At 39.2% G+C, this 23,002-nt stretch carries 16 protein-coding genes and 1 other annotated feature; of the genes, 4 read left to right on the top strand and 12 right to left on the bottom strand.

Annotated features, from left to right (window positions below; all coding sequences use genetic code 11):
- Positions 1–180 precede the first annotated feature (180 nt).
- Complete coding sequence (locus JOD18_RS06095; protein WP_204668046.1) at positions 181–1,413, top strand: serpin family protein; 1,233 nt, start codon at positions 181–183, stop codon at positions 1,411–1,413.
- 126 nt (positions 1,414–1,539) lie between these two features.
- Here JOD18_RS06095 and JOD18_RS06090 read toward each other — a convergent pair whose 3' ends face one another.
- Together JOD18_RS06090 and JOD18_RS06085 are read right to left on the bottom strand one after the other, a co-directional pair.
- Positions 1,540–2,022, bottom strand: a complete 483-nt coding sequence (locus JOD18_RS06090) for a GrpB family protein (RefSeq protein ID WP_239587949.1) — start codon at positions 2,020–2,022, stop codon at positions 1,540–1,542.
- Between the two features lie 171 nt (positions 2,023–2,193).
- Complete coding sequence (locus JOD18_RS06085; protein ID WP_204668045.1) at positions 2,194–2,646, bottom strand: GNAT family N-acetyltransferase; 453 nt, start codon at positions 2,644–2,646, stop codon at positions 2,194–2,196.
- 823 nt (positions 2,647–3,469) lie between these two features.
- On the opposite strand from JOD18_RS06085, the gene JOD18_RS06080 reads away from it, so the two are divergent.
- The gene (locus tag JOD18_RS06080; RefSeq protein ID WP_204668044.1) at positions 3,470–4,657 is read left to right on the top strand and encodes a cytochrome P450 family protein; all 1,188 of its coding nucleotides are present in this window, start codon (positions 3,470–3,472) and stop codon (positions 4,655–4,657) included.
- Between the two features lie 232 nt (positions 4,658–4,889).
- Here the strand turns inward: JOD18_RS06080 and JOD18_RS06075 are convergent, their stop codons facing one another.
- The 3 genes from JOD18_RS06075 to JOD18_RS06065 all read right to left on the bottom strand — a co-directional run bounded on the left by JOD18_RS06075 (position 4,890) and on the right by JOD18_RS06065 (position 9,275).
- Positions 4,890–6,566 (bottom strand): 2-isopropylmalate synthase, encoded by a 1,677-nt coding sequence (locus JOD18_RS06075; RefSeq protein ID WP_204668043.1) that lies wholly within the window; start codon positions 6,564–6,566, stop codon positions 4,890–4,892.
- 56 nt (positions 6,567–6,622) lie between these two features.
- Positions 6,623–6,889, bottom strand: a binding site (T-box leader).
- A gap of 231 nt (positions 6,890–7,120) precedes the next feature.
- On the bottom strand, positions 7,121–8,635 hold the full coding sequence (locus tag JOD18_RS06070; RefSeq protein WP_239587948.1) for a sensor histidine kinase: 1,515 nt from the start codon (positions 8,633–8,635) through the stop codon (positions 7,121–7,123).
- Positions 8,586–9,275 carry a response regulator gene (locus JOD18_RS06065; RefSeq protein ID WP_204668042.1) on the bottom strand — a complete coding sequence of 230 codons (690 nt, stop codon included), beginning with the start codon at positions 9,273–9,275 and terminating at the stop codon, positions 8,586–8,588. The genes JOD18_RS06070 and JOD18_RS06065 overlap by 50 nt, the downstream gene beginning before the upstream one ends.
- Before the next feature lie 401 nt (positions 9,276–9,676).
- Between JOD18_RS06065 and JOD18_RS06060 the strand changes: the two genes are divergently transcribed.
- On the top strand, positions 9,677–10,549 hold the full coding sequence (locus tag JOD18_RS06060) for an SDR family oxidoreductase (protein ID WP_204668041.1): 873 nt from the start codon (positions 9,677–9,679) through the stop codon (positions 10,547–10,549).
- A gap of 315 nt (positions 10,550–10,864) precedes the next feature.
- Here JOD18_RS06060 and JOD18_RS06055 read toward each other — a convergent pair whose 3' ends face one another.
- Positions 10,865–11,056: a hypothetical protein gene (locus tag JOD18_RS06055; RefSeq protein WP_204668040.1), complete on the bottom strand. Its 192-nt coding sequence runs from the start codon at positions 11,054–11,056 to the stop codon at positions 10,865–10,867.
- A 199-nt stretch (positions 11,057–11,255) separates the two neighbouring features.
- A complete protein-coding gene (locus JOD18_RS06050; protein ID WP_204668039.1) occupies positions 11,256–11,903 on the bottom strand; it encodes a hypothetical protein in 648 nt (215 codons plus the stop codon).
- Positions 11,904–12,119: 216 nt separating this feature from the next.
- On the opposite strand from JOD18_RS06050, the gene JOD18_RS06045 reads away from it, so the two are divergent.
- Positions 12,120–12,644, top strand: coding sequence for a GNAT family N-acetyltransferase (locus tag JOD18_RS06045; protein ID WP_204668038.1), 525 nt, complete (start codon positions 12,120–12,122; stop codon positions 12,642–12,644).
- Between the two features lie 235 nt (positions 12,645–12,879).
- On the opposite strand, the gene JOD18_RS06040 is transcribed toward JOD18_RS06045, so the two are convergent.
- The 5 genes from JOD18_RS06040 to JOD18_RS06020 all read right to left on the bottom strand — a co-directional run bounded on the left by JOD18_RS06040 (position 12,880) and on the right by JOD18_RS06020 (position 22,998).
- Positions 12,880–13,344 carry a hypothetical protein gene (locus tag JOD18_RS06040; protein ID WP_204668037.1) on the bottom strand — a complete coding sequence of 155 codons (465 nt, stop codon included), beginning with the start codon at positions 13,342–13,344 and terminating at the stop codon, positions 12,880–12,882.
- Between the two features lie 109 nt (positions 13,345–13,453).
- Complete coding sequence (locus JOD18_RS06035) at positions 13,454–15,355, bottom strand: endonuclease MutS2 (RefSeq protein WP_204668036.1); 1,902 nt, start codon at positions 15,353–15,355, stop codon at positions 13,454–13,456.
- Positions 15,356–15,787: 432 nt separating this feature from the next.
- Entirely contained in the window at positions 15,788–16,603 is an 816-nt protein-coding gene (locus JOD18_RS06030; RefSeq protein ID WP_204668035.1) for a dihydrodipicolinate synthase family protein, read from the bottom strand.
- A 288-nt stretch (positions 16,604–16,891) separates the two neighbouring features.
- Entirely contained in the window at positions 16,892–20,212 is a 3,321-nt protein-coding gene (locus tag JOD18_RS06025; RefSeq protein WP_239587947.1) for a DUF5107 domain-containing protein, read from the bottom strand.
- Between the two features lie 14 nt (positions 20,213–20,226).
- Entirely contained in the window at positions 20,227–22,998 is a 2,772-nt protein-coding gene (locus JOD18_RS06020; protein ID WP_204668034.1) for a glycoside hydrolase family 2 protein, read from the bottom strand.
- Positions 22,999–23,002 lie beyond the last annotated feature (4 nt).

Raw genomic sequence — 23,002 nt, 5'->3', positions numbered from 1 at the left:
GCGGAGATCTTACAGATGGTTGCACTAGGACTAATTCGTGATGTTGTGTCGCAATGTCCGCACTAATATATCATATGCGTCGAACCCCCCATCGAATAAAATTTCACTTTATCTAGAAAAGTTGTTGGTTGTTTCCAAATATGATATGGTTAACAAAAATAATCACAAGGAGTGGATAGAGTGATTAAAAACATAATTTGGCTTTGTACTGCCCTACTTTTTTTAACAGCTTGTGGTTCTAATCAGTTTAATGAAGAGGAATCTGCACACGAACCGGGGGGCGAAGACAACATCTCCATGGAAGCAGTTCAAACTAGCATAAACCAACTTGGATTGAAAGCAGTCTCTCAATTGGAAGAGAACGAAGACGGAAACCGCTTCGTTTCGCCGATTAGTATTTGGCTTGCTATGAATATGGCCTATCATGGCGCCAATGGTGAGACAAAAGCCGAAATAGAGCAGGCACTTATATTAGAACATATCGATGCCAATGCTCTCGGTTCTGCTAATAACTCCTTGCTTAAGGAAATCACAAAAACAGAAGATGATTTGGAGTTATCGCTTGCTAATTCTTTATGGTTGAATGAATCTTTTACCCTTCAACCCACCTATCAAGAACAAATGAAGGAACAGTACCTTGCACAGATAGAGCCATTAACAACTGCTGAGGCAATCAATAACTGGATCGCTGAACAAACAAATGACAGAATCGATCAAATGATAGACCAAGTAGATCCAAGTCTGGCCTTGCTGTTACTGAATGCTGTCTATTTCCAAGGGGCTTGGTCTTATCCCTTTAATGAAGAATGGACAGAAGAACAAGACTTTCATTTAAGCGATGGGGACACGGTTCAAGCACCATTTATGCTACTGCATGAGGATGTATCTTACCTAGAGAATGAAGAGGTACAGGCTGTGGCCCTGCCTTATGGGGAAGATGAATCGATCCAAATGCATATTTTTCTTCCAAATGAAAAGAGTAACTTTCATGACTTTCAAGCCGATTTCAACCTAGAAAAATGGCAGCAATGGACCAAGGCGATGCAAATAGAGACAGGCTCCATCTCTCTGCCTTCCTTTGAACTAGAATATGAGACAGAGCTTAATCAATGGTTCCAAGAGTTGGGAATCGAGCAAGCCTTTGATCCTGATCAAGCGGATTTTTCCAATATGTTGGAATTAACAGAACCAACCAATGCCTATATTAATGATATTCTTCATAAGACGTTTATTAGCGTCGATGAGGCAGGAACAGAAGCAGCAGGAACTACTTCTGTATCAATTGACGTCACTTCTGCCCCATTAGAAGATCCTTTTGAAATGGAGGTCAACAGACCTTTTCTCTTTACCATTACCGATATGGAGCAGGGTGTGATCTTATTTGTTGGAAGTATGGGAAACCCCGGTGAATAAGACAGCTTAACATCTGTTTAGTATTGCTTGACAACAAGCTCTTCTGCCTGAAAAATCCCTTAAGTACAGTTGAACTTGAGGGGTTTTTTTATGGTGCGTTCGCTAACCAATTGCCATCACACACTTTTATTGGCTGATTTGCTCTTTTTTCAGAACTTCTTCGATAAAAGTGCTTTTTGCGGCAGTATAGTGTTCTCTATCCTTAGCTGTTTGAGCCAGATTTCGTTTCAATTGTTCATATGCTGCAGCTGTTTGAGAATGATTGCGAAGATAATCGCGGAATGCCAAGTGTCTGCGCAACTCTCTGCTATCTTGTGTGCATACATATAGATGATGCGCCATCCAATTCGTCTGTTCCTTATTCCAGGGGACTTCTTTATTTTGCCGGCCAAAAGCCTCTCTTCCTTTTATTCCTAAGTCTCCTCGATCAACATAACCTAATTTTTCAAGCCCTTGTCTGACTTTCACAAAACTAGAATCAGTTGCTATCACTATATCTATATCTAAGATGGGCTTAGCGCTAAGTCCCCTAACTGATGTGCTCCCAACATGCTCAATCGCTAAGATAAATGGCCCTATTTCAGCCATCCATACTTTTTTGAGTGCCAAAAATTCCCGTTCCTAATCAAGGGTATACTCTGCTATCTCTATCTCAGACTTCAACTAACACCCTCCTTTCACAAGTTCTTAAAATATGCTCTACTTTTTGACATATCTGTACGACAGACGAGCTGTTTCTTCCTGTTAATGGACAGCGGGATAAAGAGAATAAAATATTAATTATGGCTGGAAAGGTCGAAATGTAAAATGAAATGTCATCGATTCTTCTCCACCTATCTTATGATAAAACTGAATAGCATGCTGATCTTCGGCGTCAGCCTGCACAAACAAATCAGTGATTTGATATCTTTTACAGTAATCTATCATTTCTTGGAATAGCCTAGTACCTATGCCTTGGCGCTGATAGGAAGCAGCAACAGCTAAATCATAAACATATACCGATGGACTGCTTTGGTTATACATTTCCAATTCATATGCTGTCAGTCCGCCAATCACTTGTTGGCAATCAAAGGCAACCAAACAGATAAAATGCGGATTGGCTAACAAATTGCTAACACCTTTTGTATTCACTTGATCAGAAGTTTCAAATGCCTGATTATATAATTCGACCAGTTCCGAAAGACTCTGTTCATCACCTGTTTGTAATCTTCTAAACTCAATTTTGTAGTTCATTCGTTTGCCTCCTTATTAGACAAATAACAGTGGGGATCATACTCTGCCTATCCTTCTTTATATGCTAAACTAGCACCCGGCTGACATTCTAAAGCCTTTTCAATCTTTTCTAAAACTTAAAAAACGAACTGACTTTACCTCTTTTTTTAAGTCGATTGATTGATCATTGTAATACCTACTTTGTTGAATAGTTCTAGTATTGCTAATGTATTCATCAAGTTTTTTTGCACGACAACATTTAATACTGAAACAGGATTAATGAACCACTCGGATTAACCCTGGATGCCATGATTTATTATAGCTAATATTAGTCGCCCCGTCACATAACATGTATACCGAGTCTATAAACCGATACCTTAGAAAATTCGATATCATTGCCTATAGATAACTTTATATACTTCCATAACTTCTCTTCGGCAAACTCATCAGCATAGATAACGAATTATTTTTATGATCAAACATTTTCATAATGTCTATTAATATACAGTTGTACTCTAATTGTCTATTGTTTTCAGATACAATTACCATTACAATACATTCAAGGTATTTTTTATCGCAGTGTAACTGGCTGTAAGACCTCCCATTTCAAGAAAAAAGGGAACATGTCATTGCTAAGTGGGAAATCCAACAACCAGTAACGGTCCGATTGGTACAACTAATGTTCAGCGGGGATGAGAAGGAAGCTGACTAAGTTCGCGACGTCGTGTCGCAACGTCTGGGATTGCGATTACTCATCCCATCGAAATGATTTGCACTAGCACATCCCATTGAACGAAGCTTCACTATATACAAGTGTGCATGATCGAAGAGAGGAGTTTACCCAATGGATATTCAATCACTTCGTCTTTTTTCAAAAGAGTTCCATCAAAACCCTTATGACTATTACAAGCAGATTCGGTCTCATCACCCCTTTGCCAAAGTAAATATGGTTGGCGAGGGACATTATTCATGGATGGCATTTACGTATGATGCAGCGACAGCGGTACTAAAAGACGAACGCTTTATTAAAGATATGCGAACGGTATTTCCTAATGAAGTAACAGATGACAATATGACCCCTATCTCACAAAGTATGTTATTCGTGGACCCGCCCGATCACCGACGTTTGCGAAAACTAGTCCAGCGTGGATTCACACCAAAAAATATTGAAAAGCTGCGGGGACGGGTTGAAGAAATAGCACGAGATCAAGCGGATCAAATGAAGGGGCAGGAAACGATTGACTTTATTTCAGCTTATGCCTTTCCTATTCCTATTCAAGTAATATGTGAACTGCTAGGTGTTCCTTCAGAGGATCGTCTTGATTTCCAACGCTGGTCCAATGCTTTAGTAGATGTGACAGAATATGAGCAGTTTGAAGCCTCAACAGCCGAATTTATGGCTTACCTGGAAAAATTGTTAGAGCAAAAACGGCAATTTCCTGAAGAAGATTTGTTGTCGGAATTAATGGTTGCTGAAGAAGATGGCGGAAGGTTAACTCTCAAAGAACTCTATGGAGTTGTTATGCTGCTGATTGTGGCAGGCCATGAAACAACTGTCAATCTGATTGCAAATGGCTTATTAGCTCTGCTCACCCATCCTGAACAACTGTCATTATTAAAAGAAGAACCAGCTCTTATTCCGCAAGCTGTCGAGGAACTGCTGCGATTTAACGGTCCAGTGGAATTTAGTACGGATCGCTGGGCACGTGAGTCTTTTACATTTATGGGCCAACAAGTAACTAAAGGCGATCATGTGATTGTATCACTGGCTTCTGCTGATCATGATCCAGACTTGTTCGAAAACGCAGATCAACTGGATATCACTAGGGAACAGAGCCCTCATCTGGCCTTTGGCAAAGGTATTCACTATTGCCTTGGTGCTCCTTTAGCCCGATTAGAAGGTGAAATTGCTATCCGTGTGTTGCTGGAACAGTATCCAAATATCTCATTAGCTGCACCATTATCTGAACTGGAATGGAGGCAAAGCTTTATTATTCGAGGCTTGAAACGTCTGCCTGTGAGGCTCCGATAAGTGTGACAAGATTTATCAGGGTGTTAGCGTCCGTTTATTCCTAAGACATATCTTGTTATCCTTAAAGAAAGGAATTTGACGGACGGTTTACACCACGATAAATCTGTTTATGCTCTACATCTTGTTTGGCATAATTGGTTAAAAATTCAGTTAATGAGATCCTTTTCTTTTTTTTAGATTGATTTTGCCGATACTAGATATTTGGCTTTTAAAACATTTTCCTCCTGGCAGCTTATTCTTGTTCATTTGCTTGATAAGCTATTAGTCTGTTTACTGCCACAACCAAGGCATACACAGAAGCCATCAGAATATCTTCATCAATTCCTGCTCCCCAATACATATGACCTTGAAGAGAAATACCAATTTGTGCACAAGAATCTGCAATAGAATCTGTACCTAAGGATTGCTGTTCATATACTTCCAATGCATAATCGATATCGAAGTGCTTCTTTAATGCATTGCTGATTGCGTCTAAGCTTCCATTGCCTTCTCCCTGAATCACAACATGTTGATTATCTTTCAGCAATGTCAAGGTTACTTCTTGCTTCTCACCTTTGTGAAATTCATAATCAATAAGTTGGAAGTATGGCTGGAAATCGACATACTGCTCTTTAAATACCTGATAGATTTCCTCTGCAGATAGCTCTTTATTGCTTTGGTCGGATACGTTTTTGGCAAAATAACTCATTGCTTCATTCATTTTATAAGGCAGCTTAATGCCATAGTTTGTTTCCAAAATATAGCCAATGCCGCCTTTACCAGACTGACTATTAATCCGTATCACATCGGTTTGATAATTTCTTCCCAAATCGGCTGGATCAACTGGAATATATGGCACATCCCATTTCTCGATCTTATTTTCTTTCCGATATTTCATTCCCTTCGAGATGGCATCCTGATGCGATCCGGAAAAAGCGGTAAAAACAAGGTCCCCTGAATAAGGCTGTCTTTCATGGACCTTAATTCTAGTTAGTTCTTCATACTTTGTACGAATTTGATCCAAATTACTGAAATTAAGCCCTGGATCATATCCTTGAGAATACATATTCATCGCCAAGGTAATCAAATCCACATTACCTGTACGCTCACCAATCCCAAATAAAGTACCCTCGACTCGATCTGCGCCAGCTAATACACCAAATTCAGCGTCACTTACCCCGCAGCCGCGGTCATTATGAGGGTGAATCGACAATGTAACAGCATCGCGATAGACTAAGTTTTTATGCATATATTCAATCTGGCTGGCAAAGACATGAGGCATAGCAATTTCAACTGTTGTCGGAATATTTATAATCGCTTTATGATCAGGCGTCGGTTTCCAAATATCCAACACACTATTACAAATGTCTAAAGCATAATCTACCTCTGTTCCTGGAAAACTTTCTGGACTGTATTGAAAATAGAAATTACCTTCTGTCTGTTCTGCTAATTCTTTGACTAACACAGCACCGTTTACCGCAATTTGTTTAATTTCTTCTTTGCTTTTCTTAAATACTTGACGGCGCTGTGCCTCTGATGTCGAGTTATAAAGGTGGACAATCGCCCTTGGCGCCCCTTCAATTGCCTCAAAAGTCCGACGGATAATATGCTCTCGAGCCTGCGTAATCACCATAATCGTCACATCATCAGGAATCATATTGTTATCAATCAATGTCCGTACTAACTTAAACTCAGTCTCCGAGGCAGCTGGAAAAGCTACTTCGATTTCTTTAAATCCTATATCTACTAACAACTGAAACATTTTTAATTTTTCATCTAAGTTCATCGGGATCGGCAAGGCCTGATTTCCATCTCGCAAATCGACACTACACCATGTAGGTGCTTTCTCCACTGTCTCTTTCTTCACCCAGTCATAAGAAAGCGTCGGCGGCAAATAGTATTGTTTTTCGTATTTTTGGTGACTAAACATGGTTAATTCCTCCCTAAAATATAATATAAAAAAGCCCTTCTTCTCCCAGCATTTGCTATGGAGACGAAAGACTTATTCTTACGCGGTACCACCCCGATTTCATGATAATACGTCATTATCATGCACTTAACAGATACAGGCTGGATGCCTTATATCCTTCCCATGTAACGGCGGGGGTTCCGTCCTCAGCTACTTTTCAAGCTAATGTAATTTCACCAAGACTGCTCCAAGGTGAGTTCCTTATTTCCCTGTTATTGCTTCTCATCAACCAGCAACTTTCTGAGAACAAGTCCACAAGTACTAATCCTTATCACTGCATTTTAAATTTGATATTTCTATTAGCTTAGCAGATTTTTGGTAAAATGCATAGGGTAAAGATGTCTTTTTTTTATTGAAATTTCATGAATTGTGAAATAGCGAAGAAATTTAATTGTAATTCACTATTGAAAGCCCTTCTCACGTACTCAGGAATGACTTTTTCCTTTCTTCTTTGGTTTTCTCCTTCTTCCGTCTGTTAAATTACTTTTAATCTCATCGATACACACTCTCTTTGCTTACACCTTATTCCTGCTAATTACCTGATGGTAAAAGGTAACACATGCTCCGCCGTCTTTGGCATTAGACAATTGGATCGTCCCATCTAGTTGTTCAACCAGCTGTTTGACAATATACAGCCCTAAGCCAGCGTGTCCCTCTTTACTGCTGCGTGCCTCGTCGCCACGATAGAACCGATCTAGTGCCTTATCCAAATCCTTCTTACTAAAACCACTGCCAGAATCACAAATTTGATAAAAGAGCTTTTCCTGCTGCAGCCTAGCAGAAATAACAATTTTTCCGTTAACAGGGGTATGCCTTATACTATTCGATACAATGTTATCCAAAATACGTTCCAATTTCTCTGCATCGATCATATACGTTGCATAAAGAGCTTCATCTATCTGTGTGTCGATCTTTATTGTCTTTTGTTTTGCCTGTAATTCATAATAATGCATTTTTTCCTCTAACCATGTTTGCAAATGAACAGACACAAGATTCACGGAAACATTAGCTTGTTCTAAATCTGTCATGTCTTGCATTTGCTGGACTAATGCCGTGCTTTTCTCACTGTTATCGTGAATAATATGCAAATACTTTTCCAGCTTAACATTTTCCTTAGTGCTGCTAGATCGGATCAAAGCTTCTGAATATCCTTTAATAATCGATAGCGGGGCCTTCAAATCATGTGCCAGCGCTTCGACCATCTCCACTCGTTCTTGCTCCATTTTCCACTGGGTAGCTAGCGATCGCCGCAACTCTTCCTTCATATCGGAAAATGCATCCCTTAGCTGGCCTAACTCATTCTTTGACTGGTAAGGAATATCAAAGTCAAGGTCTTTTGCTTTGATTTTCTGACAAGCCTCCATTAGTACTTTCAATGGGTTATGAATATTTTTCACAAACAATTTCGAAAACAATATGGTAAAACCTATTATATAAAGAAAGGGTGAAAACAAAACCACAATATTTACAATCCCTAGCCATTCACGACCTTCCGCAAAAGTCATCTGTAATGGATAGGCAAGGACTACAGCCCCTGCTATGGTTCCTGTTTCATCAATAATTGGAGTGGTATCCATATACAGATTTCCTTTTTTAAAAGTGGTATTCACGCTGTGCAATAATTCTTCTTTCCCTGTAAAATATTGCTGGTCATTTGTGCCATATAACCATGTACCCTCACCATCCAAGACTTGATATGTAATGGCTTCCCCGCTTATTTTCCTTTGCAGTTCACTCTCCGTTTCTGGAGCAAGCAAGGAGACACCTTCCTCTTGTATATAGGCCTCGATTTCGGGAATTTGCTGTTCATAATAATTTGCTGGATACACATGTTGAAAGCCGACCATTATATATAAAAGAAAGGTAAGGCCGTATGTAATAATCGTTGCAACAATACTAGCAACAATAATCCAAATAAATGTCAGCCGAAACTGTGTAATTAACGGGCGATTCTTCATCCTGTACATCCCCTTTGTTTCATCATCTGTTCCATTTATACCCGATCCCCCAAACAGTTGATATATATTCAACTGCTGGTGTCACCATGGCAAATTTGGCTCGAATTTTCTTGATATGTTCCACCACGGTGGAAGAATCGCCTTCAGAATCATAGCCCCATACTTTTTCATAGATATGTTCCCTGGAGAAGACCTGTCCAGCATGCAATGCCAATAATTCTACAATGTCATACTGGTACTTGGTGAGGGCAATCGTTTCGTCCGCGATCTTGACGCTTCGCCCTTTGATATCAATACTTAAGGTTCCAAAATACAATTTAGACTGTTTATTTTCATTAATCATATATTGGGAACGTTGTTCTCTTCGTAAGTTCGCTTCCACTTTTGCCAGCAGTTCACCAAGTCCAAATGGCTTGGTAACATAATCATCTCCACCCAATGTCAACCCTTGAATTTTATCTTTTTCTGACTGTCTGGCACTTAGAAAAAGAATCGGGCATAATACATCATCACGAATGACCCGGCAGACATCAAAGCCGTTCACTTCTGGCATCATAATATCCAATATAATTAAATCAGGCTGTTGTTTTGCTAATATTATCCCCTGCTGACCATCATATGCAGTAAGCACCTCATGCCCTTGAGCTGTCAATTCATCTTCCAATAGCGACACAAGTTCTTGTTCATCATCAATAATTAAGATTTTACTCACCCTTGTTTCCTCCAAACCATCTGCTGATATGCCGTGTCTTTGTCTCAATATCCCTATTGTATCAGTTCATCTTCGACTTCTCACCTTAAGCGGAATTTGCCTTCCCTTTACCGTTTTTCTTCCATCCCACCTGTTATATCAATTAGTTAACAGGATAAGCGAAAAATATAAAGAAACAATAACGATTTTGGATGTTTTATTAGACTGCAATAAATCTATTCTAAGCACTGGTACATCGTGACGAAATGAAGAAGGCCTCATTAGCATTAATCAGGAGTTGGCACTGTGAATTTTTGTATTCGCCCACCATAGCTAATTGGGAATTTTGAGAAAAACAGGAGTAAAAACGGCCAAAACGGGTACTGCTAACCATAACAAATATTTGAGGAGGAATTATATTAATGCCAATGGAAAACAACAATGGGAAAATTACTCCCCCTGCCCAAACCCAAGACAAACAGCCGGGTATCGAGTCTAAAATGAACCCGGAACCGATTACGATCCGTGATTCTTATCAAGGCAGTAACAAATTGCAAGGTCAAGTTGCTGTAATTACCGGCGGTGACAGTGGCATTGGTAGATCTGTCAGTCTGCATTATGCCAAAGAAGGTGCTGATATTGCTATTATCTATCTAGAGGAACATCAAGATGCCAAAGCAACTAAACAAATGATAGAACAAGCAGGACAAACATGCCTATTAATTAACGGAGATATTGGTAACGAATCCTTTTGTAAATCGGCAATAAAAAGCGTGTTGGACCAATTTGGAAAGATTGATATCCTTGTCAACAATGCAGCGGAACAACATCCGCAGCATACATTCACGGATATTACCAGCTCGCAATTAGAAAAAACTTTCCAAACCAATGTGTTCAGCATGTTTTATTTAACCAAAGCCGTTCTGCCCCATTTAAAACCAGGGAATACGATTATCAATACCACTTCGGTAACGGCTTATGAAGGCAACCCTACACTGATTGATTATTCAGCTACCAAAGGAGCAATTGTATCGTTTACCCGCGCCTTGTCCAATGAACTTGCAGGGAAAGGAATACGTGTCAATGCAGTTGCACCCGGCCCAATCTGGACACCACTTATTCCTGCAACATTTGACGCACAACAGGTTGATGAGTTTGGCGGAGATACACCAATGAAACGACCAGGACAACCAAGTGAACTTGGTCCAGCCTATGTTTATCTCGCCAGTCAGGATAGCAGCTATATGTCTGGCCAAACCTTGCATATTAATGGTGGAAAAGTAGTCAATGGCTAAGCTCTGTAACCCTGACATATACAAAATCACGGTATGTAAGTAACTAAAGCATACCGTGATTACTTTATGGGCAGTACAACTTTGTTAATGTTTCTCTATAATTATCCCTTCTTAATTTGTCCGCAAGTAAAAATGATTTTTGTTGCAAAGGAGCAGATTTGTCTATGATATAGCAATAACGCTAAGCTGCCTCGAACTTTTTGTACACACATATTGGTATTTCGAAATAAAAGAAAAACGCCAGCAATAAATCAGAACTACATATGAATAAAAAAATTACTTTTTCTGACTATCAAGGACAGCAAATCATTTGATTTACACTATCCTACTTTCATATTTATAAATAATCCATTCTGATCCCCAATTACCACAGCTATTAATTTGATATGCTTGTTGTGTATCCCAGTTAATCACTAATTCCATATCTGAACTTTCCACAGGATCAAAATAATCCAACAACTGATTATACTCGAACAACCTTTTATTGATATCCTCATCAGTTGTCATTTACATCATCACATGATCCTACTTCATAAGTATGGTCTGTTAATAAAGCACGGTGAATATGTCTGATAAAATATAGAAAATTTGTAAAAGTAGAGTGCATATTGCTAAGAGTAGGCTTTTCCTCTAAAGAGCGATTGATCGTTACACCAATTTCTATAACTTGCAGAACAAATTCGGCTGCTAAAGTAAAGGATACAGTCTACTCCGTTTTTTCTGTTATATTCTTTTCTCCTACGGGTTCTAGAAACGGTGTAAACCATGATTCTATATAGTGATTCTTTTCCTTTTGTTCGTTTAATGCTTGTTGATCATCAAAATTGTCCAATGTCAGTTCCTGACTTACCTCTTTTATGTCATTGATTTGTTGAGAATTCGATAACATATCTTCAAAGTAGATTAAGTCATCTGTATTTTTATCAAGCATAGCAATCTTCACTACTGTTTTACCTGTTAAATCATCATTAATCGGTAATAATAAAGCTTCTTCAGCCTCTTCTTCTAACTTAAAAGATATAATCATATAATTCTCTGTCTCGTTTAAATCAACCAGGTAACCGCCAGTGTATGTATTTTCTGAAGGGTATACTTTCCCACTAGTTACTAACTCAAACTCGTTTCCATCGTAACTCAAAGTTAAGTCAACATCTAAGCTATCATTCTTTGTCTCTAGTTTATTGATCTCTAGTTTCGCATCTAATTGATCCTTTGAGTCTAATGCAAATATTTTTTCTCCATAAACCACACCAGTAATTTTATTTTCATTTGCTGATTCTCCTGTTAGGGCAGAACATGCTCCAACTAAAGTAATAGATAACATGATCATTATTCTTATCATAAATATCTTCATAATATTCCCCTCCTTTCTTTTGTCCAAATTAATTATATGGTTATGGAGTATACTAAAGATTATTTATTCTTTCAATATAATAACAGAAACCTTGCATACATCGACAAAATTTTACAATGTTGCAATTTGCACCATACGCTTGTCTTAGATAAAAAGCACAACAGCAATACCGGTCTTTAATATTTTTTAGGAAATATCACAAAGGAGTGGAAGAAAATGATGAAGTTAGTAAAACCAAACTCTGCCTTTTTGGATCAAATTGCAGAGTATAAAAAAGCTTTTCAAAAAAGTGGAGAAGTGTTGCATGGCAGTTGTTTTCTAACTGAAGCACATTCTATTGAGCAATGGATAGAAGTTGTAGAGAAATTCTGGTCTGCTGAAACAGTTCCTAATGGCTATGCACCATGTGGCACATGGCTGCTCATTAGAGAAAGTGATAAGCAGATGGTAGGTATAACTAATTTGCGATTTGAGTTAAATTCAGCATTTTTGCAAAATTATGGCGGCCATATTGGTTACTCTATTAAACCAGCGGAACGAAGAAAAGGCTATGGCAGCAAATTGTTAGAGTTAACCTTAAAAGAGGCAAAGAAGCAGCATATCACAAGGGTGCTTATCACCTGTGACGATAACAATATTGCTTCTGCCAGAGTAATTGAGGCGAATAACGGAAAATTGGAAAACACATTATGGAATGAAAACGAAGAGATACTCTTTAGAAGATATTGGATAACCAATTAATTGGTTATCCTCTTATTTATCCGTCCATTATTTCCCGGGAAATTTGTCAAAATAGATCAGGCAGCTTTTTTCACTCCTAACTTAATAGTTCCATAGCCTTACTTTATTTTGTCTATCCATCGCAAGTTTATCTCCACATTTGAGCGGAAGGATTGACCCTCTTCTCACAAACGAAAGGGGCGTGCCAAACCTTGGCTGCCCCTTCGCTAATATATTACCTCTGAAAAATCATACATTATAAAATATGCCCTTTATTTTTGGAAGCTGTCTCCAGCCACATTCCAACAGCAACACCTAGTCCTACTCCGATGGCTAAACCTCGTTCAATATCATGTAATAAAAACAAGCCAAATACAAAGCCCAGACATATTCCAAGAGATACATGTATACTCAAATAAAAGCCGCTTCTTATCAGTTCATGCTGTTGGATCAGATGTGAGCGGATATGATTCATTTTTTGTTTGTGATCTTTTATATCTTCACTCGTAAGTTGATCTAATTGGCGGTTAAGCTGTAAGATATGCCGCTCAAACTCCACAAGGTACTGATCACACTCCACACATTCAGAGGAGAACCGTTCCAGCTTTTGAAGAATTTGATTACACTTGTCCAATTCCAGCTTTATGGCAACTTCTTCATCCACTATCTGACTGATTTCTTCCAGTATGGCATGAAGCTTATCAACTCGCTGGCTTTCCATAGATGAAACCTCCTGCACGTATTGGTATATCTCTACGTATATATGTCCTTATTCCCGATAACTAAATTGATCAAACGATAATCAGTTTTATAATTGCAGGAAGTTTATTTCAGTCTCTCTTTTTTCGTATATCCTTGGCAATTTCTCGCAATGCTTTTTTGGAGCCTCTCTCTAGATCATGCTGCATTTTGCGTGTTTGATGATCGACAAACAATGTCTCCAAATCATAACCTGCGGGATACAAATCCTTTGCTTGCATCTCTAAGGCAATTCGCTTTACATGTACCCTCATAAATTCTTGCTGACAAAAAACAACGACATGGTGCTCATAATCAATTCCTTGATAAACAATCCCTACCTCATTGTGTTCTAATAATTTTACACGATCTCCTTTTTCATACTGATCATAATACTTCGGTTTCTTGTTTGGCAGCTTTGGTTTCCTGATTTTATTTTCACTGACCATTGTTAACTCATAGTCTTTATTCGCTATATAATCTTCTGCCTTTTGCAGTGCCCGTTCATGAAGGTTCATTTTTTTCGCAATCCATAAGGCATTACTTTCTCCTGCCTTCCCTAACAGTAACTGGTACAATGGCTCTAGTGTGTCACTGTCAAATCGCATAGCCGCATTCATAAAATCAGGGTGCATTTCGGAAAAACGTTTGATCTCTCCGTAATGTGTTGTAGCTACAGTTAGACAGCCCATTTGATAAAACTCTTCTAAAATAGCTATCGCAAGAGCCGCTCCTTCATTTGGCTCTGTACCACTTCCGATTTCATCAAATAGTAATAACGTATGATTATTGGCGCTTCTCATAATGTCGGAAATATTTTGCATATGAGAGGAAAAGGTACTTAGCGCATTTTCGATACTTTGGTTATCACCGATATCCACAAAGACACGCTCAAACAAAGAAATCTCCGTTCCTTTTGCAGCGCTGATATGGAATCCAGACATAGCTGCCAATGTTAATAAACCAATGGTTTTAAGGACAACCGTCTTCCCGCCAGCATTTGGACCAGTAATGATCAAACTGCGAAAATCCTTGCCCACTTCAAAGTTCAACGGCACTACATGACCTGATAAAAGCGGATGTCTCGCTTCCACTAGCTGGATAAAGCCGTAATCATTTAACTTTGGCTCGATCCCGTCTATTTGTTTGCTGAATTTCCCTTTAGCAAAGACCATATCATACTGACTGATCAATTCCATATTTATTTTGATCTCAGCAATATTCTCTAAGAGAAGTCCTGATAATGCGGCCAGAATTTGATATTCCTCCATGGCCTCCTCTGCCTGACATGCCGCAAATTCCGCATTTAGTTTGGTGACGGATTGTGGCTCTATAAAAACAGTCGAACCCTTGGCAGAAACGTCTATAATCGCTCCTTCTACATGATGCTTATAAGCAGCTTTTATAGGTATGGTATAACGTCCATCCTTTCTACTGATAAAGGCTTCTTGTATATACTTCTTATTGGTATTGCTTTTTAAAAATTTATTTAATCGTTCTTCTATTTTCGCTTCTACCGCGTGCATATGCTGGCGAATTCGTTTTAATTCCCTGCTGGCAGATGAATCAATTCGATTTCCTTTAATCGCAAAATTGATTTCTTCCTCTACACTGCTGAATTCAGTCATCGAATGAGCATAAGAAGCTAAAACCGGTGCAAACTCCTGCTTATCCAGCATATATTTTTTGACTTGCCTGCAGCCTCTTAAAAAATCAGAAGCATGCAGAAGATCAGACGGCTCAAGTATGATCCCTTTTTCTAGCGCTTGTACAATCTGTTCAATATTTGTCACACCTAAAAACGGCACACGGCTGTTTGTATTTAAGATTGCCACTGCTTCTGTTGTTTCATGCAGACGATTTTTTACTGCATTGATAACAGAGCTGGGTGTTAATTTATCAATCAATTGCCTTCCTAATCCACTGACACAATAAGACTTTACGATCTCTTTTAATTCATTATATTGCAGCTTTTCATATGTTATCTGATTCATTTGATACGCTCCTCATTATGATAATCTCATGAATGAAGATACCTACCGGTTAGATTTCAATGTAAAGATGATAATAAAAAAGCCGCGGGAATACCGCAGCTCGTTGGCATTTGCCGAACATGTACAACAAAAGAAGACAGCAAAAAACGCTTCTTTTCCATGTCCATATAGAGTACTAGCAGGTATCTTCATAGGTTCTGAAATAAAATCCATGGGGAAATAAAGGAACGCTATTTGCGTATTCCTTCTTGATCCATGTATTTATTTCATGTTTAGTTATCTCCTATTTAGAACCTACTTCACTCACACAATGCACCCCTTATTTATTTTATCGTTATATTCATTGAAATCTAACTTATTGATACGATTATACTATGTGTTGATGGAAAAAGTAAAGCACAATGTGCTAGCTCTCTAATCTTACAGAATCAACTAAAACTGACTCCCTAGTGGTAATCGACATGTACCAAATGCGATCTTTTCTTTTTGACTAATTTTGTGTTTGATATAAGGTATTAATGGTTGGCGATAAAGTTCTTCTATCGCTAGCTTGGTATCTGATGATATCTCGATCTGATTCTTTAGCTGATAAAAATACTGAGAAATTTCATTAGGATACAAATTTCCTGCTATAGAAGATAAGGCATTATATCCCTTGGTAACAGCCAGTTCTAGCTCACTCTCTCCACCATAAAAGATCAATACCTCTCGTTGCACCTGATGGAGTACTTTTTCCACCTTATTCATCTCACCAGCTTCTTTCACACCGATAATTTGAGGGTTTTCTAAGAGCTTTAACATGGTATCGACACTTACATCAAATCCAGTTCTCCTTGGATTATTATATAGAATAATTGATTTATTACCAGCTGCTTGCATAACAGCATAGCAGTAATGCAATACATCTGTTTGACTTGGCATGATATATGGAGGAAAGCCCAATAAAATAGCCGACACACGGGCACTTCTGGCCACGGCCATTGCTAATTCCACTGTAAAAACTTGCCTAGTACTAGATACACCAAAAATAATTTCTAAATCATCTGGTAAATCATAGTTTTCGATATACTCCAATAATTCCAGCTTTTCCTCCAAGCTTAGACTATGTTGTTCACCGGTTGAACCACAAATCATCACCGAACGGACGCCTTGATGATATAAATAGATGATATGCTGAACAGTGGTTTCACTATTTAATTTTTCATCTGGATGAAAAGAAGTTGGCACTGCAATGTGAAAATCCTTCATTTTTCTGCACCTCTTTCTAGAGCTAGATTAGGATATATTTTAACCCGAAACTCATTTCAGCTAAAGCTTTAAGAAAAACCAAGAAGCATTTGGTTCTTTACCTTTTAGCCAAGATAGATGTTCGCTGCGAGAAGCGAAATGGTCAGCCGCAGCGGTTGACTTGCTCTCGATACATTCTACGGAAGATATTTCTGCAATATCTAATAATATCTATCATTGAATATATTTTCCGATCTTAAAATAAAAAATAATTCACGGGACCGCCTATAGTATCCCGTGAATTATTCTTTACAATCTATTCAGTTGATGCAGATGCCACTTGGCTCCTTGATGGTTCGGATCTAACTCTAATAGATGCTGCAGAAATGTTTCCGCTTCTTCTTTATGCTGCAGGCCAATCTTTCCTAATGCCATCATAAAGTAACAATGCAATTTATTTTTTCGATCCATATCCTCATCAAAGACGAGAAAGTCTGGCAAAGAAACCGCAAAATAATCAATTTTTAACAATTTAAATAATTGGGTTTCACCATAATCTATTAATTTATTAAACTTGCCCTTCGCAGCCTCTTTTTCTCCTAACATCTTGCAAGCCAACCCTTGATAAAAAATCATTTCTGGCGGCTGGTCATTATAATACATGGCTGTAGCAGGTTCACTAAGCCCCTGACTCGCCTTTTGCCAATAGATCTCAGCTGTTTCCTCCTGACCGTTTCGTGAATAAGCAACGCCCAGCCAATAATAGATATCATTTTCTTGTGCCCCTTGAAGTTTCCCTTCCCCTAAGTTTTCCGGAAATACAGTGGCAGCTTCTAAATGATCAATGGCTTTGTTATATTGCTGATGGTCCATTTCTGTTAATGCTATGCCAATGTGGGCAGAGACATATTGTTTGGTTATCTTCCCTTCCCCGCCTTCCCATGGATGGAATTGCCGACTATTTATTAAAGCCAGAGCTTTGGTATGCTCACCAAGCAAATTTTGGAGCGTAACATATTCGACAAAAAGGTCATCCCGTTCCTCCACTAACTTCTTATGTTTTTCTAACAACTGGAGGCGGTTATCTGGAGAGCGTCCTGTCTTCTTATATAATTGATCTAACTCATAAAACACCCGTGCATCAGTCATGTCCAGCTGAAAGGCCTGCTCTAATGCCTTGCTCGCTTTTTCCTGATTACCTAGTTTGTTATAATAATAAAAAGCCAAATTGCGAAAAGCAGTAGGAAAGTCGTCCTTTTGTGCAATCGACTCTTGCCAATGTTCAGCAGCTTCTTGATACCTTTTCTTATCATATAACAGATTGCCTACATAATAATGAGCCTTATCATTATCTGTGGTTGCTGCTATCGCATCATGCAGTACAAGATAATCATATAGATGATTTGGGAAAACATAATCAGGCAATTGTTGATTGGCTTTTTCATAGTAACTTTTTGCTTCTGTTACATTATTCTGTTGGTTGCTCACATATCCAAGATAGTAATCAATCATCGGATGGGTTGTTTCGGTGACAGATGTTAGTAATCGCTGAATATCTGCAAATCGGCCGGAAAGCAGTAAATCTTGTGCTAAATGAAGATAATTGCGCACATCCTTTCTCATGATGTCATGTAATACTTCCAAGGCTTGCTTCGCTTTCTCTTGTTCTCCAAGTTCTAAGTAAGTCAAATATAACTCCAGTCTCGCACCAAAATCCAAACGGTCCTTGTCTATCGTTGCTAATGTAAAAGACAAGGCATGTTCTTTTTCCCCTAAGGCCCTCAGGCAAGCAGATGTAAGATTGCGGACAAGCAAATGGTTTTGATGGTGTAGTAATGCCTCTTCACAATGAGACAGGGCACTTTCCACATCCTTTTGCTGGAATGCAATCATCGCCAAATGAGTGAAGGCTTTATCCTTCCACAGCCCACCCCAAGTTGCTTTATAAAAGATACGATAAGCCTCTGTTAGTTTACCTTGATACTGCAGGCATAATCCCAGATAAAAAAAGGCTTCCATATCATATGGGTTAGGATTGTGCCTGGTCAATGTGTGAACAGCTTTTCTTAAATGCTTTTCACTTTCCGCAAACTGGCCTCGTCGTAACAACAGCTGACCATAAGCGTTATTGATCCTATAGTCATTTGGATTACGCCGCAATCCTTCCAGATAATAATCTTCCGGCTCAAATGTAGCGTGTCGATACTGTTCTAAATGCTGCCCTGCCAAAAAAAGATCTTCATTATTAGCAAGTGCCGCTGCCGGCTCAATAGCCTTAGCTGCTTCAGCTATTTCTTCAATTGCCGGTGCTTCTGCTTGAAAATCTACCAAGAGTCTGTGGTCTTTGGTAAACACTTCTATTTGATAATCATGAATCTGTTCTGCTTTATCCACTTCCCAGCTGTTCAGCCAGCCTTTGTCAGGTGACAAAGAACAGGTTAACTCGTGCATAACCCTGCCTTGATATTTAATCTTCACGTTGATTTGGTCAAAACTGGATGTAGTATACACACCAGCGGTCAGGATACCATTATTTAATTCTAAATTCACTGCTGCATCGGCACTAGCATTCTTTATCGCACCGATATCTTTGTATGGCATAAAATATTGCGTAAACCGCTTCTCCTCATAAGGCTGGAGCCATGTGAAATCAGGCTGGTTATCCGTATACACACCTGTCATTAGTTCCACATAGGGACCATTTTGATCAGTCAGATTGCGATCCCAGGCCTTGCCAAAGTCACCACTTCCCCATGTCCACTGCTTTTTACCAGGTGAAATATGCCGATTAGCTACATGATATATCCCCGCTTGCTTACGAAAATCATAACTGCCAACGAAATTGTAGTCTGAATGATGTACCATATAAGAAGTTGGCACAGGGATATTTTTATATTTAGAAATATCTACACCTGCTGAATAATCCACCTTATAATATTCACCGGTCGCAACCGGGAATTTGGAGACATCCCTTTTACCATGGTCAAATACAAAACGAACATCCGGCGGAAAAATGGATTGTGTGTCATCATTGACAGGAATGGCTGGATTGGCCCACCATAAAAACGTTTGTGCTTGACTCGTGCGGTTATATAATTGTCCCGTGATTTCAATAACCGCTTTATCAGGATGCAACGTAAAACCAGCCATCCCTTTCGTGCCATACATACGGTCGATTTCACTCATCCAAACCGTCTGACTGCCATCTTTATTGTCTTCTATCGTATATTCGACTGGTCCAAAGGTATTTGGCCGATGGTGCTGCGGCCAGTTAAATTCAATTCCCCCTGAAACCCATGGTCCTGTGATACCGACTAAAGCAGGCTTGATCACCTCATTGTAATAGACAAAATCGTATTGATTTGTTTTATCCAGAGCACGATAGATACGCCCGCCCATTTCCGGCATTAATTCGACATACAAGTACTGATTCTCCATTATGACCAAGCGATAGCTTTTCTCGACTTTTTCATCATAAATTTTTTCAATAATAGGATGGGGATAGACCTTGCCAGAGCTCCCCTGATATACTCTTTTCTCCAGAAACATTGGATTTTTCTCTGGTTTACCTACCGGGTAGGTTGGAATCTTCACATCGCGTTCATATACCGTTACAGCTGCTGTTGTCAAATTAGCTCTCCTCCTTAACGATGTACAATAGCTTTCACTTTAAAAATACCTAATAATTCACTTATCGTTAATTGTGCTTTCGGCTCAAACTGATTACTATTTAGATAATTAATGATTTCCTGAAACAAATACTGAGTCTCTGGCCGTTTCAAATCAGCTGGCTCTTTAAAACGCAGACTCGTTACAAACAGCTTGCCGCGGCCTATTTTTGCCTCAAACATATACGACAGTCTTTTCATTCGATTAAAATTATCGATTACTTCTATAATTGGTTCTACTTGCGGCACACTGTCTAAATTCAATGCCCCGGTCTGATTCACGAGATGGAACCATTGCCAATCAGAAAAAGAATCATGCGGCATATTCTTTAGCACAGGGTGGTCATGAATTTTCATCCCCATTGTCGTTCCTTGTTGTTCGGGAAACCATAAGTAATTCCAAAAAGTAGGTAAATAACGTGTCAAAATCTCATCTTGTTGATTTTCTGACATCAGCCATACCTTACCACCATCTATTACATGCTGCAGGATATCTCGTGACAGCTGCTTGGCTATCACTAAATCTACCGCGGGATCCTTTTTGAAGCTAAGCTGAATAATGTCAAGTTGATCTTCAAATCTAGCGCCATATAAGATAGAACGCAGAGAATCAGTATGGGTCCAAATATTGTCCTTATTTGACGGCAGTGAAGTGCTTGGGTAAACCCAATAATCCCAACTGTTCTCTGCCAGCACCTGCCCGTCTTTCTTTAACACCAGTTGCAAGTGCACTTCCTCAGCAATGTCTGTCTGCAGCGGAATGCGGATAACCTGTACTGGCTGAAGCCCTTGACCATCAAGCGTAATCGACTCCATCATTCCTGTCGTAATAGTTTGCTCACCTTTTGTTAAGGCCCATTCCAGACTGGTATCTGTAATGACCTTACCAAAATAAGAGATATCGAGCTGTACAGTTAATGTCTGATGAGAATAAAAGGTTCTTCCGCTGCTTCTTGCCAGCAATACCATATCATTATTAAATTGTTTAAACTCATTTGGCGATATGATTCCTTTCTCATCCCAAAAAACATCCAGTATACCTACCGTGGCATGACCTTGCCCAGGAAAATCACGTATATCCAATAGCTGAATCCCAGACAGTCCTGGTGTTCTCCTCGCCTTCTCAAAGGTTTCCTTTAATGCCCTTACGAGATGAATACCAGTGGCTTCAATAAATTCATCCAGCCTGTCTTGTAACCCTTTTTTATCCAGCGATTGATTAATAGTTTCCAGCCAATGAGGTTCTAAGATTCCCTGATATTTCTTTTCTTCTTCCGGTCGGACATACATTGTAAATTGACCATGTTCGTGTGCGATCAGTGGCTTGGTTTCGAGCTTCGTCACTTCCCGATAATCAGTCGTTGTATCAGGCCCAGCAGCATCATTAATATGATACGGCGGATGCCAGTTCAGTGTTGGGATAAAAAAATCCCCTTCGCGATCATGACTTGGCAGTTCCCCAAAGCCAGTATTATCTGTATACAGTCTGGAAGCATCTAATTCCCTTGCATATTGAACCAATTGATTCAACTGAGGATGACCTTCTTTGCTGATTAATTCATTTCCCATCGACAACAGCACAAATGATGGATGATGGAAGAGTTTTTCTACTATTTGCTCTAGTTCCTTTTTATAAAAGTCATGTACATCTGCCGGTGCACTTACCTGCCGCTGTCGATAATGATCACTCCAATGCGGCAGTTCGGTCTGTACAAGCATGCCTAATTCATCTGCAGCTTGCCAAAACGGCTCTGGTGGCGTCCATCCATGTAGCCGGATATGATTAAAGCCATATTTCTGAACTGTTTGCATCTGCATACGATAATGTTCCTTATCCCAAACCGGATACCCCGTCTGTGGGAATATACAGCAATCAACATAGCCATTGAGGAATATCGGTGTACCATTGATACGAAACTGGTTCTCATCTGTGGTAAAAGATCGAATCCCAAATTGAATTTCTTTTGTTTGCATACAAGTATCCTGCTGGAACAGCTCTATTTTATAAACATAAAGATTGGTTTCTTGCGGTGACCAAAGTTTTACTTTTTGCTGAAACTCCATCTGTATAACAATGCTCTTTTCCTTTAATCGTGTTTTATCTGTACAGATGATATTTCCATGTTCATCTACCACACTATGTTTAATAAACATCGATGGATCAGGTTGATCCAAAAAGGTAACAGCCGCTTGACAGCCATTCTCATCAGCTTCGACTTTTACCTGTTTTATTCCCTTTTGCGGGACAGCCTCAATACGTACACCGCCAGTAATTCCACCCCAATTCGTTCCGGTATGATAGGAATGTATATGGCTTTCCTGCAGTTTCATCTGCATACGATTATCTACTTTGATCGAAATCCGATTGATTGTTCCTATTTGAACTTGATCGGTAATATCATATTCATGCGGGACACTTAAATAATTATTATCACTTACTTTCGTGCCATTCAGCCATAATTCAGAATACCAGCGTACACCTTGAATATACAGTTTCAAATGATGGTCTTGGTAGGCCTTCGGTATCTCAATCTCCTTGGAATACCAGGCAATCCCTTCATATTCGCGCTTCTTTTTCCAGGTGCCGATCGGAAAATGATCAGAAGCCTCACCAAAGCCTTGTTCTTCTAAAGAGCCAGGAATTTGCACCGTATCAGCAAAGTTATCAGGCTCCCCTGCATAGCTAGTTTGTTCAGAATGTAGTGTAATGGACCATTCCCCATTTAGATCAAGTAGATGATTAGACATAGAT

Origin of the sequence: Gracilibacillus alcaliphilus (assembly GCF_016909015.1) — a bacterium.
GTDB lineage: Bacteria > Bacillota > Bacilli > Bacillales > Amphibacillaceae > Gracilibacillus > Gracilibacillus alcaliphilus.
The sequence above is the reverse complement of the archived record's forward strand: the minus strand, read 5'-3'. Positions and strand labels throughout refer to the sequence as shown.